Source organism: Pseudomonas sp. GD03875, assembly GCF_029840585.1.
Lineage (GTDB): Bacteria > Pseudomonadota > Gammaproteobacteria > Pseudomonadales > Pseudomonadaceae > Aquipseudomonas > Aquipseudomonas paralcaligenes.
Map to the genome: position 1 here is coordinate 193826 of NZ_JAOCCV010000008.1, position 14083 is coordinate 207908.

13 protein-coding genes are annotated in these 14083 nt (G+C 52.1%); 9 read left to right on the forward strand and 4 right to left on the reverse strand.

Features of this window, described 5'->3' with window-relative positions; translation table 11 throughout:
- Positions 1-30: 30 nt before the first annotated feature.
- Entirely contained in the window at positions 31-2250 is a 2220-nt protein-coding gene (locus N5D30_RS09960) for an OsmC domain/YcaO domain-containing protein (RefSeq protein WP_279908818.1), read from the reverse strand.
- 426 nt (positions 2251-2676) lie between these two features.
- Here N5D30_RS09960 and N5D30_RS09965 point away from each other — a divergent pair, with 426 nt between their 5' ends.
- The gene (locus tag N5D30_RS09965; protein WP_279908819.1) at positions 2677-2886 is read left to right on the forward strand and encodes a carbon storage regulator; all 210 of its coding nucleotides are present in this window, start codon (positions 2677-2679) and stop codon (positions 2884-2886) included.
- A 100-nt stretch (positions 2887-2986) separates the two neighbouring features.
- Here the strand turns inward: N5D30_RS09965 and N5D30_RS09970 are convergent, their stop codons facing one another.
- Positions 2987-3649, reverse strand: coding sequence for a hypothetical protein (locus N5D30_RS09970; RefSeq protein WP_279908821.1), 663 nt, complete (start codon positions 3647-3649; stop codon positions 2987-2989).
- A gap of 328 nt (positions 3650-3977) precedes the next feature.
- Between N5D30_RS09970 and N5D30_RS09975 the strand changes: the two genes are divergently transcribed.
- The 3 genes from N5D30_RS09975 to N5D30_RS09985 all read left to right on the forward strand — a co-directional run bounded on the left by N5D30_RS09975 (position 3978) and on the right by N5D30_RS09985 (position 6532).
- Positions 3978-5009 (forward strand): hypothetical protein, encoded by a 1032-nt coding sequence (locus N5D30_RS09975; RefSeq protein ID WP_279908823.1) that lies wholly within the window; start codon positions 3978-3980, stop codon positions 5007-5009.
- A 57-nt stretch (positions 5010-5066) separates the two neighbouring features.
- Positions 5067-5297: an AlpA family transcriptional regulator gene (locus N5D30_RS09980; protein ID WP_279908824.1), complete on the forward strand. Its 231-nt coding sequence runs from the start codon at positions 5067-5069 to the stop codon at positions 5295-5297.
- Positions 5298-5836: 539 nt separating this feature from the next.
- Entirely contained in the window at positions 5837-6532 is a 696-nt protein-coding gene (locus tag N5D30_RS09985; RefSeq protein WP_279908826.1) for an inovirus Gp2 family protein, read from the forward strand.
- A 348-nt stretch (positions 6533-6880) separates the two neighbouring features.
- Here the strand turns inward: N5D30_RS09985 and N5D30_RS09990 are convergent, their stop codons facing one another.
- Together N5D30_RS09990 and N5D30_RS09995 are read right to left on the reverse strand one after the other, a co-directional pair.
- Positions 6881-7237: a rhodanese-like domain-containing protein gene (locus N5D30_RS09990; RefSeq protein WP_279908827.1), complete on the reverse strand. Its 357-nt coding sequence runs from the start codon at positions 7235-7237 to the stop codon at positions 6881-6883.
- 87 nt (positions 7238-7324) lie between these two features.
- Positions 7325-8107, reverse strand: coding sequence for a TSUP family transporter (locus N5D30_RS09995; protein ID WP_279908829.1), 783 nt, complete (start codon positions 8105-8107; stop codon positions 7325-7327).
- Between the two features lie 80 nt (positions 8108-8187).
- Between N5D30_RS09995 and chrA the strand changes: the two genes are divergently transcribed.
- From chrA to N5D30_RS10020, 5 genes are all read left to right on the forward strand, one after another.
- Entirely contained in the window at positions 8188-9393 is a 1206-nt protein-coding gene (chrA, locus tag N5D30_RS10000) for a chromate efflux transporter (RefSeq protein WP_279908831.1), read from the forward strand.
- A gap of 10 nt (positions 9394-9403) precedes the next feature.
- Positions 9404-9709: a PadR family transcriptional regulator gene (locus N5D30_RS10005; RefSeq protein ID WP_047588115.1), complete on the forward strand. Its 306-nt coding sequence runs from the start codon at positions 9404-9406 to the stop codon at positions 9707-9709.
- 151 nt (positions 9710-9860) lie between these two features.
- On the forward strand, positions 9861-10481 hold the full coding sequence (locus N5D30_RS10010) for a tyrosine-type recombinase/integrase (protein ID WP_279908832.1): 621 nt from the start codon (positions 9861-9863) through the stop codon (positions 10479-10481).
- 572 nt (positions 10482-11053) lie between these two features.
- Positions 11054-11395, forward strand: a complete 342-nt coding sequence (locus N5D30_RS10015) for a hypothetical protein (RefSeq protein WP_234493520.1) — start codon at positions 11054-11056, stop codon at positions 11393-11395.
- Between the two features lie 886 nt (positions 11396-12281).
- On the forward strand, positions 12282-13964 hold the full coding sequence (locus N5D30_RS10020) for a hypothetical protein (RefSeq protein ID WP_279908833.1): 1683 nt from the start codon (positions 12282-12284) through the stop codon (positions 13962-13964).
- The last annotated feature ends 119 nt before the right edge of the window (positions 13965-14083 follow it).

A 14083-nucleotide genomic window follows, 5' to 3' on the forward strand; every position in this document is an offset into this window, starting at 1 on the left:
GAAGCACCTGGGGTGCTTCCGAGGCTGGCGCTATCGACTGGAGGCGGCCGCCACGCTGGCCCGTGCCCTGTGCAGCTTCTTGTAGCTGTCGATCAGGCGCAGATGCCTGTCGAGGCCCTCCAGCTGCATGCTGGTAGGCGTCAGGCCGAAGAAGCGCACGCTGCCGTCCACCGACCCCAGCGCCGCATCCATCCGCGGGTTGCCGAACATCCGGCGGAAGTTGGCCTCGTAGTCGCCCAGTTCCAGCTCGTCGTCCAGCACCACTTCCAGCACCACGTTCAGGGCCTGATAGAACAGGCCACGCTCGACCGTGTTGTCGTTGTACTGCAGGAAGGCCTCCACCAGCTCCTTGGCGTCTTCGAACTTCTTCAGGGCGAGCTGGATCAGCAGCTTCAGCTCCAGGATCGTCAGCTGGCCCCAGACCGTGTTGTCGTCGAATTCGATGCCGATCAGGGTGGTAATGTCGGTGTAGTCATCCACCTCGCAGTTATCCAGGCGCTTGAGCAGGGCCCTGAGTTTGCGGTCGTCCAGGCGATGCAGGTTGAGGATGTCCTCGCGGAACTGCAGCGCCTTGTTGGTGTTGTCCCAGATCAGATCGTCCACCGGATAGATTTCCGAGTAACCCGGCACCAGGATGCGGCAGGCGGTCGCGCCCAGATGCTCATACACCGCCATGTACGCTTCCTTGCCCATGGCTTCGAGAATGCCGAACAGGGTCGCGGCTTGCTCGGCGTTGGAGCTTTCTCTTTCGCTGGAGCCCTGGCCGGAGAAGTCCCACTCGACGAACTCGAAATCGGCCCTGGCACTGAAGAAGCGCCAGGACACCACTCCGCTGGAGTCGATGAAGTGCTCGACGAAGTTGTTCGGCTCGGTCAGCGCGTGGCTTTCGAAGGTCGGCTGGGGCAGGTCGTTCAGGCCTTCGAAGCTGCGCCCCTGGAGCAGTTCGGTGAGGCTGCGCTCCAGTGCCACCTCGAGGCTCGGATGCGCGCCGAACGAGGCAAACACGCCGCCGGTGCGCGGGTTCATCAGGGTGACGCACATCACCGGGAACTCCCCACCCAGCGAGGCATCCTTCACCAGCACCGGAAAGCCCTGTTCTTCCAGCCCCTGGATACCGGCCAGGATGGCGGGGTATTTCGCCAGCACTTCCTGCGGCACGTCGGGCAGGGCCAGTTCGCCTTCGAGGATTTCGCGCTTGACCGCGCGCTCGAAGATTTCCGACAGGCACTGCACCTGCGCTTCGGCCAGGGTGTTGCCGGCGCTCATGCCGTTGCTGAGGTACAGGTTCTCGATCAGGTTGGACGGGAAGTACACCACCTCGCCATCCGACTGGCGCACGAACGGCAGCGAGCAGATGCCGCGCGCGGTGTTGCCGGAGTTGGTGTCGTACAGGTGCGAGCCGCGCAGTTCGCCGTCGGGGTTGTAGATCTGCAGGCAGTGCTCGTCGAGGATTTCAGCCGGCAGCGCATCCTTCGGTCCCGGCTTGAACCAGCGTTCGTCCGGGTAGTGCACGAAGTCCGCGTTGGCGATGTCCTCGCCCCAGAACTGATCGTTGTAGAAGAAGTTGCAGTTCAGCCGCTCGATGAACTCGCCCAGCGCCGACGCCAGGGCGCCTTCCTTGGTCGCGCCCTTGCCGTTGGTGAAGCACATCGGCGAATGCGCATCGCGGATATGCAGCGACCAGACGTTGGGCACGATATTGCGCCACGAAGCGATCTCGATCTTCATGCCCAGGCCCGCCAGGATCCCCGACATATTGGCGATGGTCTGCTCCAGTGGCAGGTCCTTGCCGAGAATGTGGGTGCCCTCCGCCGAAGCCGGACCCGGCATCAGCAGTGCCTGGGCATCGGCATCTAGGTTCTCCACTTCCTCGATCACGAACTCGGGACCGGTCTGCACCACCTTCTTCACCGTGCAGCGGTCGATGGAGCGCAGGATGCCCTGGCGGTCCTTGGCAGAGATATCCGCCGGCAGTTCGACCTGGATCTTGAAGATCTGGTTGTAGCGGTTTTCCGGGTCGACAATGTTGTTCTGCGAAAGCCGGATGTTGTCGGTGGGAATGCTGCGGGTCTCGCAGTACAACTTCACGAAGTAGGCGGCACACAACGCCGATGAAGCCAGGAAGTAATCGAACGGACCGGGTGCCGAGCCATCGCCCTTGTAACGGATGGGCTGGTCGGCCACCACGGTGAAGTCATCGAACTTGGCTTCGAGACGCAGGTTGTCGAGAAAGTTGACCTTGATTTCCATGCAGGTTCCAGGCTTCCACTCAGACGTTAATCTGTAAGTTACGCCATATGAGGCTTGATTTTACTGGTTTTAGATGATTTTTCTTTTTTTAATACCCGGTTTTTTACCCGGTTTTAGATTCTCTGCTGTCTACTATATAGAAGAGATACGGCTAACTCGATTGGTGCTGCCTCGGTCCTACATGGGCCCAGACGTATGAGGGCACTACTGGTTGCCCATTCGTTGTCTGCCTAAGCAACTCAGTAACTCGACTCGAAAGTCAGTAAGTGTTCCATGTGAGGGCGTAGGCTCGCGGGAGTGCGATTTCGTCCCAGGGATACGCCAAGCTTTTCACGTTTTCTGCGCTTCTTGGCTTTAGCCTGCCTCGTTGGTGCTATGTTCTACATCGACTGGAACGTACCTCCCCATCGAAAAGGAACTTCGAGAATGGGCAAGCTGACCCTTGTGCGCCGTCCTGGCGAAGAAATCCGTCTGACTATCGATCCAAGTGTAGACACTGAAAAGCTCCTTCGGCTGCTTTTGCGAGACGGTATTACCTTGCGTGTTGAATCCTCTGGGCGTAGTAGGGTTCGGCTTTCTGTCGAGGCGCCAAACCAAGTGTGTATTTCTCGCGCTGAACTGGAAGAGCTTGATTGAGCGCATAGTTGTTTCATCAGCCATATGGCAAGCATGACTCTCGCTCTATCAAATAGGCCGCTGGCGGGTAGGTATATGCTATTAAGTTTGCCTTGCTTGATTAGTATCTTTCAGTTTCCCCGTACCTTCCATATATAACTCCTGATGCTTCGATATATTTTCTGGCGGCGCGCATTCTTTTATCTAACTCTTTATTGACTTCCTCTTCGAGTTTTTCAATTTCCTCGGAGCTTGACAGGGGTTTGCTTGTTATCATCTCTGTGTTTAATAATTGTCTAATGTTTTTCTCTAGGATTTCGAGCGCTGTTTCGAGTCTTTTTTCGTAGCTGCGGATGTCCTCTCTTAGTTGTATGTTTCTTTGTTCTTTTTTTGCTCGTATCTTTTTGATTTGCTGGCTGTGAAACTCTGTTATCTCATTAAGTTCCGTGATGGAAATTGTTATTGCATCTATTTCTGTGATGTTTTCTCTCTTTGCGATTTTTCTTATCTGATTAGCGGTTTCTTGAGGTAGTGTGAATATTAGGGATTTATTGCGTTTTCTTAATTCTCTATTTCTTCTCTGTCTTAGCGCAGTCTGCATTTGGACTATCAGAAAGTTTCCGTCGTCTGTCCTCTCTAGTAAATTAATGGCATTTCTTATGGATGAGTAATCTCTGTTAGATGATCTGAGTTCTTTGGCTATTTCTTGGTCGTCCACTCTTGATAGCAAGTAATTTACTGCCCACTCATAATCGCTGCTTTTTAATAATCCAAGTCTTTCCATTATTTTTAGTCCTGTGATTTTTTTAGTTTTTATTGGGCCTAGATATATTTTTTTACGCAAAACTAATGGTCTGATTTTTATATTAAACTTTACGTATTTGCATATTTTAATTATATATGTATTGTGCGTTACGTCACATAAATTCTTGTTTTTGTCACGTTACTAGTCACGTTATGTATTATTGTTGTATTTTTATAGGTACTAAAAGCAGGATTTTATTATGGTGACTGTAGCGCATTCAGGGCTTCACATTCGGTCTGGAGGGCTGGAGGAGCGGCTTTCGGGTACAGGGCCAGAAGCTAGGTTCTTGCTTGAAGCAGTGCTTCGCATGGCCATTCTGGGGGAGAGATGGAATGGCAAGGATAATGACTTGGCTAAGAGGCTGAGGTTGACGAAGACATTCGTCTCAGTGGGAGTGGGCAACTTGGTGAGTGCGGGGTTGCTGATCCGGCTATCAGCTGTGACTGAACGAAGAGGGCGGCCGGCAATCAGCTACGAAGTGAGTAGTGAGGTTCAGGATAGCTTGACGCGCTTAGAGTCCCCTTTCTCGCCGTTGTTTGATGAACTATTTTTAGGGGCTGAACGATCACCTAACGTATCTCCGCAGAATGGTGAAGAGCTTTGGGTAGGAGTTGGCCTTGTCCTGAGAAAGCTTAACCTAAGCGCACTTGATCGACTCCTTCTGGCTGTTCTGCTAGATCACGCCAATGAGGTGGGCTTGGTAGTAGGTGTTAGCAGATCAGATCTAAAAAAGATGACAGGGCTTAATGGCGATAGGGTTCGCAATCGCTTGTCCACTCTAGAGGAACGTAACCTCGTGAGGTTTCACGCGCCAGGATTCGCCTCTGCGAGATTTCCTGGTGGCAAGGTGAAAAGTAGCTACGTCTTAGACTTTCAGCTGCTGCCGCATAGTCAAAAATTGTTAAGGTATGAGCCCTTCAGTCTGGAGGGGAGTCAGCGTTCACGTGCTGAAGGGGTATTGGTGAAAGGAAAGGCTGGGCATATCAGTTTCGAGGTTTCTCAGGAAGCTATGCTTGGTATTTGGCTTTTATTGCACCGATTTGTCTCCAGGGTCCTGTCCAAGCGTAAGCCAAATGCGGAAATAGAATCTGCGGAGTCTGCCTGTAAGTTGATAGCATCGACCCTAAGGGCTGACTCGCCTCATAAGGCGGACGGGGTTGATTTTGAATCGCTATGTAAGGATCTGGCTGAGTGGGTTGTGGAGTTGGCTAATGAATATATTGCGAACCATTCTATCGAGGGCATGGATGAGGAGGGGCAGATCGCGATACTTCCTTATGGTAAGTGGACCATGTGCCTGGTTTCTTGGGGGCCTGATCAGTCGATGGAAGGTCCATAGCCGTGTGGCTTCACTTCGCCAGGGAATCCTCTGAACGAACCACGAGGAGACCCGTTCATGAGGATTATTCGCCTAAAAGAAGTTATCGAATCCACCGGGCTAGCTCGGTCGACCATCTACAAGCACATCGTAGAAGGGACTTTCCCTAAACCTGTTCCGCTAGGCGACCGCTGTGTTGGTTGGGTGGAGAGTGAGGTACAGGAGTGGATTCTTGCCCGTATCGAAGAGCGAGATTTGGCAGAGGGTCATGTGGTCCAAACCACGAGCCCTCTGAGAATGGCTGGCTAAAACGAGTTTCACGCCATGACCGGCTGCGGCTGGTCATGGCGATTATGCCGCGTAGCCCATGGGGGCTTTAGGCAATCCTGAGACACCGGGGCGGTGCGGTCTCCCACCGCCCCGGTCGAGTCCGGGGGTTCTAAGCATGACCTTGGCCTGGTTTATTTCCGGAATGCTGTTTTCAGCAAAAATGCCTTTGTGGCTTGGGGATGGAGGTGGGTTCCTCCTTGCCTGGGGGAGATGTCATGTGCGGTGTGGGTAGTATGCTTTCCACTACTTACTTAAATGGCCCTACTCACTCAATGGCTCCACTTACTTCATGGTTTCACTATCTACCCACCTAATACTTCCACTACCGACCCAATGCTCTCCTACGAATATCCTTCACATCCATCGTCTACCTCACAGTCCTCGATACGGCACGAGAGATCAGGTACACGTTGCCACAGGTGGCCTGGCCAGATGACTAGGTAGGGGGAAGCCGTCGCAGTAGAGAATCACACAGCACAGCACTGGCTATGAAACTCAACCCATGAGGACTCATAGCCATGCCCAGGCGCAGCGGTACCAGCAAGCCAATTCGTCATCCAGATAACAACAACCTCCACCTGCACTACGACGATACCTACAAAAACTTACCCGTGATGACCGACAAGGGCCCCTTCATCCGGGAGTACCTTTCCGATCTCAAGCGCACTATCGACTCAGCTATGGCTGAGTATCCTAGGGTGCTGGCATTCAGGGTGGATCTCAGGCTACCCCAGGAAAAGGACCTACCTAGCTACGCCTGTACGAATCAGGTCATTAGCAGGTTCTTCGAATCCTTCACGAGGAAAATCCAGTACGACCAGGATCGGGTGCGTAAGCGCAACAGGTATGCCCGCGGCTGTAACGTTCGATACGTCTGGGCAAGAGAAACAGGTGAGTCGGGGAGACCGCACTATCACCTGCTGATCCTGCTCAACCGGGATGCCTATTACACGATGGGTCGGCTGGGTTCAGCTAGGGTGAACATGATCAGCAGGATGGAAGAGTCCTGGGCCAATGCGTTGGAGATATCGGTCAGGCAGGCGAAGGGACTGGTGCATATCCCGGAGCATGCTGAGTACCGAGTCGACCGGAATGTTCATGCTGACGATGAGGATGAACTACCCGCGCTGTTCTATCGAGCCAGCTACCTGTGCAAGGCTGCAACGAAGTCCTACGGAGATCGTCAGCGAGCGTATGGCACTAGCAGGGGGTAGCGGGTAGCTGCTGGGCGCTGGTTTGGGATTGTGTGGTTGATCGCCAGACCAGTGTCCCAAGCGATAGCAGCGCTTGCAGTTCTTGTGCGGAGTGGCAAATAGGTCCAGCGTAGGGTTCGCTTCCGGCCGATTCTGTTGAAAAACTCGATGTGCGACAGAGCTGCTTGCTCGTAGCCGGAAAAATGTACAAATCGAGCGCTTCTACGCGAAATCCAGAGCAACTCGACCAGCGCAACGATTCAGATTTCAGCCTCAGCCGTGCACTTTCGGCGAAGAAAATCGCCGAGGGAGTTTTTCAACAGAATCGGCCAGAAGCAGTCATTTGATTTCTACAAAAACTGGGGCGATTCAGTCTTCGTAGTTGGCCTTGTATGCATTAAGGCCACCCTCAATACTGACCACTTGGGTATAACCCATCTTCTGTAACGTATCGGCTGCCAGCGCACCCCGGTTGCCGCCCCCGCAGTGGCAGACAATGGGTGTCTGTTTATCTGGCGCTATTTCGCCAATCAGCATCTCAAGGGTACCGCGACTGATGTTGACGGCGCCCTCAATGTGGCTCTTTTCGAACTCTTCTTTGTCACGGACATCAAGCAACAAAGCCCCTTCGGCGACTTTCTTTCGGGCCTCCACGGGGGGCACTTCAGTGATGCGCTGTCTGGCCTCGTTGGCCAGTTTTAGAAAGTCGTCGGAATGCTTAGTCATTGCGAATACTCCTTACGAGTGGTGGAAAAGGTTATTTGCAACAGGGTATCGGGAGCCGAACAGGCATCCCCCTGAGCTTTCAATTGCCTATAGCAAGCCGATAGTCAGCCCGGCACCGATGCCCAACATAGCTCCGGCGACGATAAGCTGCACCGTGCGAAGCGTGACCTTCTGCAACATACGCTTGCCCAGGAAAGCACCAATGAATGCACAGACCGCCCCAACTGCAACGGGAAGTGCAAGTGTCTGAGCTTGCGAGAGTTGCCCCACAAAGATGACGCTGCCGTATACCGCGAGACGCACGGCATCAACGATTACTGCCGAGACAACCCCTGTTGCCACGAACGATTCTTTAGACAAGCCCGCTTTTAGCAGAAACGCTGAACGCAATGCACCTTGGTTTCCCGATAGGCCACCAAAGAAACCTGAAAGCGCCCCACCTATCGGAAGCCAGCGCGTAGGAAAGGCCAGCGTTTGAAACCGCGTGGACATTTCAAGCAATGCGAACAGGATGATAAGGCTGCCAATTACAGCTTTCACTGTCGTTATTTCGAAACTTGACCCTGCAATGCTGTAGTGCCAGAGGGGCGGCAGTTGGTCGAAGAATGTCAGTGAGCCTGCGCCCAGGATTGCCGTGAAGGCAGCCGGCACGCTGAACTTCACAACAACCGACCAATCAGCCTGCTGGGCCATCAATCCGAGCTTGAAAAGATTGTTGGTGAAGTGCACCACGGCGGTGGCCGCAATTGCGAGCGGCAAGGGGAAGAAAAGGGCAAACACTGGCATCAGTGCCGTCCCTAGGCCGAAGCCAGAGAGCAACGTCAACCCGGAAGCCAGCAGTGCTGCAAAGCCGATCAGAACCAGTTCCATGATGCTCGACCTCAATTATCGATTTACGCTATCGTAGATCGATAATTTCATCCAGCCCTGTCACAGATCAAGTAATGGCCATGACTGAAATCACTAAGACTGACCGTAGCCCTTGGGCTGTTTTTTTAATCTTCCTCCGCTTGGGGCTCACCTCCTTCGGCGGCCCAATCGCTCACCTGGGCTATTTCCGCGATGAGTTCGTGGTGCGCCGACAATGGTTGAGCGAACGCAGCTATGCGGATCTGGTTGCCCTTTGCCAGTTTCTGCCAGGGCCGGCCAGCAGCCAGGTCGGTATCGCGCTCGGTCTGTCGCGCTCTGGCTATCGCGGCGCGCTGGCCGCGTGGCTGGGCTTCACCTTGCCCTCCGCAATTGCCCTGATCCTCTTCGCACTCGGCATCGCCAGTTATGGTGATGCCATGCCTGCTGGCGTGCTGCACGGTTTGAAGGTGGTGGCCGTGGCGGTGGTCGCTCAGGCGGTCTGGGGCATGGCGCGCAATCTGTGTCCCGATGCGCCGCGTATTTCCATCATGGCAGCTGCGACCTGCTTCGTGCTGCTCGTACCCTCTGCCTGGGGGCAAGTGAGTGTAATCATCCTTGCCGCCATCGTCGGCTTGCTGCTGTTCAAACCGCAGCAGGGCGAGGCCCATGATCCACTGCCGATCAGTGTGCGGCGTCGCGTTGGCCTGTTCTGGCTGGCGCTGTTCTTTGCTCTTCTGCTGGGGCTGCCGTTGCTGACAGCGGTGTTCCCGAACCAGACATTGGCGATGGTGGATGCCTTCTACCGCGCCGGCTCGCTGGTATTCGGTGGCGGGCATGTCGTGCTGCCGCTGTTGCAAGCTGAGGTCGTACCAACAGGCTGGGTCGACAACGACGCATTCCTTGCGGGCTATGGTGCGGCGCAGGCCGTGCCGGGGCCGCTGTTCACCTTCGCAGCCTTTCTCGGCGCCTCGATGAACCAAGCACCGACTGGCTGGCTTGGCGGCCTGATCTGCCTGCTGGCTATCTTTGCGCCCTCTTTCCTGCTGGTGGTGGGTGCCTTGCCGTTCTGGGAACACCTGCGCCGTAACCTACGCACGCAGGCAGCACTGCTGGGCATCAATGCGGCCGTGGTCGGCCTGCTGCTGGCTGCTCTCTACCAGCCCGTGTGGACGAGTGCGATTCATGGCCCGCAAGACTTTGGCCTGGCCCTTGTGGCACTGGTGGCGTTGATGTTCTGGAAGCTGCCGCCGTGGCTGGTCGTGCTCGGCAGCGGTGTCCTGGGCGGGCTGTTGAGCATTGCCCTGTGAGATACGGCGAATGACCGACAAAGACCTTTACGGCGGGCTTATCCGCCTGCACATCCTGCACCACGCGGCCGAGGCCCCCATCTTCGGGCTGGCCATCATTGAGGAGTTGCGACACCACGGCTACGAGCTCAGCGCGGGCACCCTGTATCCGATGCTGCACGGCCTGGAAAAGAAGGGTTATCTGCGCTCGCACCATGAGCGCACCGGGCGCCGTGAGCGGCGCATGTACGAAATTACCGATGAAGGCCGAGTTGCGCTGGCAGATGCCAAGGTCAAGGTCAGGGAGTTGTTCGGGGAGTTGATCGAAGGACACTGAAGGCCTGATCCAGAGTGCCTCCTGCTAGCTCCTCGCTTTAATGAACGCGCACCTACCGAAAAGTGGTCTATTGACTACGTCCGCTATTGGCCGGTTAGCGACCACTGCTCTGGCTAGCCATCCTTGTCCTTCCACACGTGGAGGACTTTCCATGAACATCATCGCTACCAGCAGCCGTCAGCCCTGGAACAAAGGAAAATTGGTCGGGCAGAAAACCCCGCTCCGACTGAGAGATATCTGGGCCATCCGAGTAAGGCTTCAAATTGCAGAAAGAACCCGGGATTTGGCCCTCTTCGATCTTGCCATCGACAGCAAGCTTCGAGCCTGCGACTTAACCAAGCTCCGTGTGCGCGATGTTGCCCATGGCGAGCATGTGTCATCACGAGCCATGGTGATGCAGCAGAAAACGCACCGGCCAGTGCAGTTCGAGATCACAGAGCAAACACGGTCTGCTCTCGCCGCCTGGATACATCAAGCCCAGCTCCGTAGCGAGGACTGCCTTTTTCCGAGCCGGCTGCATACCTCAGACCATCTATCCACTCGTCAATACGCTCGTATCGTCAAAGGCTGGGTGCAAGCCATTGGCCTTGATCCGGCCATGTATGGCACTCACACAATGAGACGTACGAAGGCATCACTGATCTATCGCAGAACAAAGAACCTGAGGGCGGTTCAACTGCTGCTCGGCCATACGAAGCTGGAGAGCACCGTTCGATATCTTGGGATTGAGGTCGACGACGCCTTGGAGATGGCGGAGCAGACCGAGGTTTGATCATGTGTAGCGACGGTCGAAGTTAGGCCGTCGCTAACCGGCCGATTCTGTTGAAAAAGTCGGTTTCTGAGATAGCAGCTTTTCGGTAGCTAAGAAATCGCCCGATTTCGGCGTTGCTACGTAAAATCCAAGACAGCTCCGTCTTCTGAACGAACCAGATTTCAACGTCGCTAACGCTCTTTCATTAGCGAAAAAACCGACAGGACTTTTTCAACAGAATCGGCCAAAAGCGGCCACTAATTGCCATCAAACTCTTGGCAATTAACAGCAGGAAAAGCATTATGGAAAAAACTGCTCACGCGCAGTCCCATCTTCGGCGGCATGGATGCCTTGCTTATTTCATACAAGCATTCATTCCTCCCACCTATGGCGATCTGCTGTGAAGCACGGGCTTATGCCGCATTTGGCTATAACGGACTTATACCGCGCTCGATATAACGTCGCAGCAGAAGGGAGTGAGAGATGCGTAAGACACTGATCTGCAACTGAAAACTCAATATTGTTAGCGGAATGTTAGGCTGCGTATTAGTCGAGCGTTCGGTCTAATCACTGTTATATGAATCGAGTGAGCTGTGAAGACACTATCTGAAAAGGTTCAGTGGTACAGAGAGCCAGAATGCAGAAAATGGAAGCGCATCTGGCATTGTTTAGAATTGTCAGTTATCGCGCTCTCAGCTATTGCGGTCGCCCTGGTAATGCAAGTTCATGGTGACGGCACCAAGCTTCAGTATCCTTTTACATTTTTTGCATTGGGGGTTTCTTTTTCAGCTGGATGTTTAGTGCCATCTGTCTATCAAGCATTAACCTTCAAAAGGTGGCAAATACAAGTTATCGCGATTGGTCTGGGTTGCGGCGTGGGTGTCGCAGCGATAGCGGCTTTCGGTATTTTGGAAATGCAACATGCGAGCATATAACCAAGCCATTAAATTCGCTCCCTTCGGTCGCCGGACGCTCGTTCCTCGCGCCGTTTATGGCGGGCGTTATGCGTAAACAAGGAAGGAGTCAGCATGGCAAATAGTTGGAACATTCCAAACTGGCTTGAAAAAGAAGTCCGCGCACGGGACAAGAGTTGCGTTTATTGCGGCACTGCTTTTACAACCGCTAATATTTCGAAGAAAACTTGTGCTAGCTGGGAGCACATCATAAATGACGCGAAGATCATAACCAGAGAAAATATTGCTCTATGCTGCTGTTCATGCAACGCAAGCAAAGGACAGAAACAGTTATCCGAATGGCTTCTTTCAAAATACTGTGTTGATCGTCAAATTACGCGTGAATCAGTAGCACCAATAATCCAGCAGGCATTAGCCAACGGTCTTTAACAACCGCATAACAATAGGTTCAAACCGTTCGCTGCGCTCACTGGGACGGGCTAAAGCCCGCCCCTTAACCAAACGTTATACGTTTAAAGGCTCTGGGTATGACATCAGCCTTAATTGATGCATGGAAGCGGGAACGAAGAAAGGCATTGTGGCTTTCCGTCGTTCTGCTCATTCCTTTGACTTCTGTTGCTTGGTTGGCCATTAGCCACTTCGATGAGGGCTTGGCTCGCTATGGAATACTTGCTGCGTTAATACTTGGTTTCGCATCGGTGGTTCTTGTATTACGCAAGAGGCTCGCCCGGCTTTCCATTTGTCCAGGCTGCGGTGCAGTCTTGTTCGATGTATTGGCGCTCCAGGCAAATACCAGGTTGTCCGTGAACTATTGCCCAAGTTGTGGTCGTCGCGTATAACCAGTCATTCCAGCCGACCGCTAAAGCGGCGGCTGAATTCAGCGTTATGCATTTTTGAAGGAACAACGATGTCCGTCGAAGTAATCAAAGACCAAATTTTTAAGTTTTTATCTTCAGATGAGCCTGAAGTTATGGCTATCAAAGGTGAATGGGGCGTCGGAAAAACTTTTAGCTGGAAGAAGTTCCTTAGCGAAGCTTGTGCTGAAAGCAAATTGAACCTCGAACGCTACTCTTACGTTTCTCTTTTTGGTATTAACTCATTGGAAGCCTTTAAATACACAATTTTTGAAAATGTAATCAAGAGGGAGATTATCGGCACCGAGGCTAGTATTGAAACCTTCAAAAGCAATACGGCCAGTCTAATCGAATCATTCGGAAGGCAATCTTTTAATCTGCTTAAAGGTGCGCCAATAATTAAGTCATTTAGCCCTGCCATAGAGACCATTTCTTTCTTGTCTTTGAGTAAAACGCTTATATGCATTGATGATTTGGAAAGAAAAGGGAAAGGCCTTGAGATAAAAGATGTTTTGGGTCTGGTCTCACTGCTAAAGGAGCAAAAGAAGTGCAAGGTAGTATTGCTTCTTAACGATGGTGAAGAAGGCTTAGGTGACTACGAGAAGTATCGTGAAAAAGTGATTGATACTGAGCTTGCGTTTGCACCCGATCCAGATGAATGTTCGGAAATTGCCTATTCTGAGCAAACGCCCAATTATTCAAGGCTAAGGAAACTAACTACAAGTCTCGGAATTCGAAATATCCGTATTCTTAAAAAGATTGAGAGATTAGCAACTCTAGCTGTTCCACTGACAGAAGAGTTCGAGCCTGAAATATTCGATCAAGTTTTACATTCGCTGGTGCTGTTTGCGTGGAGTTATTTTTGCTCAAACTCTAATGACGACATACCTTCTTTGGAGTTTATTACTAGAAAAGGCTATGCCTTGTTAGGTATCGGGGACGAAGAAGTCAGTGATCAGCAAAAAAAATGGCAAACTACTCTACAAGCATATAACTATCAGCTAACTGACGAATTAGACCTGTTGTTATCTGAGGCAGTAAAAACCGGCTACTTCGTTGCAGATGAGTTCAAAGAAAAGGCGGCTGAGAAAAACCAACAGATTATAGCATCCAAATCTGAGGGTTCATTCTCGAATGCCTGGCGTCTCTACCATGACACTTTTAATGATAACGGCGATGAAGTAATAAATGGCTTGTATGAGAGCTTTAAGGAAAACTGCAAACATATAACGCCTACAAATCTAAATGGAACAGTTTCGCTATTTAGAGAATTGGGTGAGGAAGAGAAGGCCTCAGAAATCATTGATATCTACATTGAAAATAGAAAGGACGAAACCGAGCTTTTTAATATGAAGGAGAATAATTTCTTTGGCGATATTAGAGATAAAGAGATTATAGAAAAATTCAATGAAATATATAATCGGTCTGTTACTACTGAGACGGCGAAACAAGTGTTAGAGCGTATAGCTGGTAGAAATGGCTGGAACCAAAGTGACGAAGTAGTGTTAGCGAGCACATCAGTCGATGATTATTATAATTTATTTAAAACTGAAAGTGGTCGCCATCTGTCATCCTTTGTCACAACCTGTTTGAAGTTTGGCCAGTTTGGTAATGCTAGCGATCAACAAAAGGAAATTGCGAATAGGGCTACAGAAGCATTAAGACGAATTGCAGGCGAAAGCGAAATTAACAAAAGACGAGTCAAGAAGTTCGGTGTAAGTCTCGAAGATGCATAACAAGACGCTGCTGTCGGACAAATTTTCCGCTGGGCTCCAAATTTGCCGCAGAGCGCGGCGTTATCCGAACAAAAGTGAGCCGCCCCTTGTTCCTCAGTCACCTCGTGAATGTCCGCTTT

Excerpts from the sequence above, each read along its gene's own strand:
- N5D30_RS09960 (WP_279908818.1), bottom strand. The coding sequence starts at position 2,250 with ATGGAAATCAAGGTCAACTTTCTCGACAACCTGCGTCTCGAAGCCAAG.
- N5D30_RS09965 (WP_279908819.1), top strand. The coding sequence starts at position 2,677 with ATGGGCAAGCTGACCCTTGTGCGCCGTCCTGGCGAAGAAATCCGTCTG.
- N5D30_RS09970 (WP_279908821.1), bottom strand. The coding sequence starts at position 3,649 with ATGGAAAGACTTGGATTATTAAAAAGCAGCGATTATGAGTGGGCAGTA.
- N5D30_RS09975 (WP_279908823.1), top strand. The coding sequence starts at position 3,978 with ATGGCCATTCTGGGGGAGAGATGGAATGGCAAGGATAATGACTTGGCT.
- N5D30_RS09980 (WP_279908824.1), top strand. The coding sequence starts at position 5,067 with ATGAGGATTATTCGCCTAAAAGAAGTTATCGAATCCACCGGGCTAGCT.
- N5D30_RS09985 (WP_279908826.1), top strand. The coding sequence starts at position 5,837 with ATGCCCAGGCGCAGCGGTACCAGCAAGCCAATTCGTCATCCAGATAAC.
- N5D30_RS09990 (WP_279908827.1), bottom strand. The coding sequence starts at position 7,237 with ATGACTAAGCATTCCGACGACTTTCTAAAACTGGCCAACGAGGCCAGA.
- N5D30_RS09995 (WP_279908829.1), bottom strand. The coding sequence starts at position 8,107 with ATGGAACTGGTTCTGATCGGCTTTGCAGCACTGCTGGCTTCCGGGTTG.
- chrA (WP_279908831.1), top strand. The coding sequence starts at position 8,188 with ATGACTGAAATCACTAAGACTGACCGTAGCCCTTGGGCTGTTTTTTTA.
- N5D30_RS10005 (WP_047588115.1), top strand. The coding sequence starts at position 9,404 with ATGACCGACAAAGACCTTTACGGCGGGCTTATCCGCCTGCACATCCTG.
- N5D30_RS10010 (WP_279908832.1), top strand. The coding sequence starts at position 9,861 with ATGAACATCATCGCTACCAGCAGCCGTCAGCCCTGGAACAAAGGAAAA.
- N5D30_RS10020 (WP_279908833.1), top strand. The coding sequence starts at position 12,282 with ATGTCCGTCGAAGTAATCAAAGACCAAATTTTTAAGTTTTTATCTTCA.